The organism is Bradyrhizobium genomosp. III (assembly GCF_000261705.1).
Classification (GTDB): Bacteria; Pseudomonadota; Alphaproteobacteria; order Rhizobiales; family Xanthobacteraceae; genus Bradyrhizobium; species Bradyrhizobium ottawaense.
The window spans coordinates 1-2126 of sequence record NZ_AJQF01000578.1 but is presented as its reverse complement, the minus strand read 5'-3'; the positions used below and the strand labels follow the sequence as shown (position 1 = coordinate 2126).

Annotated in this window: 1 pseudogene; it reads left to right on the top strand. The window is 61.6% G+C overall.

The features are described from left to right. Positions 1 to 2126: pseudogene (locus tag IC66_RS0142200) on the top strand (hypothetical protein); the annotation flags it as partial.

The window sequence follows — 2126 nt, the reverse complement described above, 5'->3', positions numbered from 1 at the left end:
TTTCAGCGACTACCTGCGTGACAACAACAGGCCGGGCATTGCTGCTGGGCTCGGCACGTCGTTTGATGGAGATGTCGAGAGCTATAGGAAGGTCGCCGGTGCTGATTCCAGGATTGGTGCCGCACTGGCTCGTCTCCGAAAATCGCAGGCCGGCGCTGAGGCGATGGAGCACGAGCGCCATATTGATCCCGAAGAGGCGGCCCTGAGGGAGTCGAGGCGGGTCGGCGACGCCGCTGCGCAGCACATTGCGTCGCAGAAGGGTGGCAGTTGGCCAGAGGAATTGCTTCCTGCGGAAAGCCATGATCAGGATTTGCTTTTGGGGCTGATGGATGAACCCGGCGCGTCGTCCTCGGCGCCGCAGTCAACTTGGATTGTGATAGGGAAGAGGAAGCAGCCTCTTTATTCCGTGGATGCTCCCCTTATTTCGGGGCTTGAGAGGGCCCTCATCAAGGGCGGGTTCAGCAAATCCGCTGCCGAGCAGCACGGAGGTTCCCTTCGTAGCTTTAGCCGTTGGCTTTTCGCAAAAGAAAAACCGAGCATTCGTGATCGGCTCGACAATAAGTCGCTGACCGATGGCGGTGAGGTGCTCGAGTTCACCGGAGAGGGTAATCCAAAGACACTCGTTCAGGCAATCGACTATCTCCGGACCTTGCGGTCGACGGGCGAAGTGCCGATCTCACGACGCGCTAAGCTGAATCCTCACCCCCAGAACGTGGCCTTTATCAATCCCGAAGACACGGTACTGATGGAGCCGAGGCGCGTCGACGCCGCCGCTGCGCAGCACAGCGCGTCGCAGGAAACTGGCCGTCGGCCAGAGGAGCTTCCCGCGGAAGGCCGCGATCAGGATTTGCTTTTGGGGCTGATGGATGAACCCGGCCCGTCGTCCTCGGCGCCGCAGTCGGCTCAGTCAACTTGGATTGTGATAGGGAAGAGGAAGCAGCCTCTTTATTCCGTGGATGCTCCCCTTATTTCGGGGCTTGAGAGGGCCCTCATCAAGGGCGGGTTCAGCAAATCCGCTGCCGAGCAGCACGGAGGTTCTCTTCGTAGCTTTAGCCGTTGGCTTTTCGCAAAAGAAAAACCGAGCATTCGTGATCGGCTCGACAATAAGTCGCTGACCGATGGCGGTGAGGTGCTCGAGTTCACCGGAGAGGGTAATCCAAAGAGACTCGTTCAGGCAATCGACTATCTCCGGACCTTGCGGTCGACGGGCGAAGTGCCGATCTCACGACGCGCTAAGCTGAATCCTCACCCCCAGAACGTGGCCTTTATCAATCCCGAAGACACGGTACTGATGGAGCCGAGGCGCGTCGACGCCGCCGCTGCGCAGCACAGCGCGTCGCAGGAAACTGGCCGTCGGCCAGAGGAGCTTCCCGCGGAAGGCCGCGATCAGGATTTGCTTTTGGGGCTGATGGACGAACCCCGCTCGTCGTCATCTCTCGAGCCAGCCGCGCGCCATGACCAGGCACCGGATCCCGGAGAGCCCGACCGCCAGCAGTCCCCGGACGAGCCGATGGCTGCGCTTGCCAGGAGCAACCGCCTGCCAAGCGAGGAGGTCCTCATCAACGATGAGCATGACACAGCTGAGTTGAGGCCAGCGAAGAGGCAGAGGACCCTAAACAATCCGCAAGGCGTTGCCGGCGAGCGGCAGCTGAGCGAGATCGCCAATTCAGGCGGCCAGCCGACACCGGCGCCTACCCATCAACAGGGTACGTCGTCATGGGAGACGCAGCCGATGCTGCTGCGGAGCGGCTACGAAGATGTCACGGCGCCGCATGCGGTCGCGACGTACGTCGGGGGCGCCGCTGCGCAGCACAGCGCGCGGCAGCGAGCTGTCAGTCGGCCATTGGTCCTCCCGGAAGGTTACGATCAGGATCTGCGCTTAATGGTGGAAGACGGCCCATCGTGGCCCGAGGTTCCTCCTGAGCAGGCGCAGGACATAGTCCAAGCTGGGCAGGAACCTGCCCGGCCGACCGTGGAAGCAGCGCCAACGCACTCTGCCAGGGCTCGCTCAAATACCTACGGCGGTATTGAGGTGTCGTTTAATCCGAATTCGCCCGCATCATTTGAGTTGCGTGACAATGCTTGCAGCCCGGCGCCTGGCTTTCCGCCGCCGTTTGCCGGGCCGG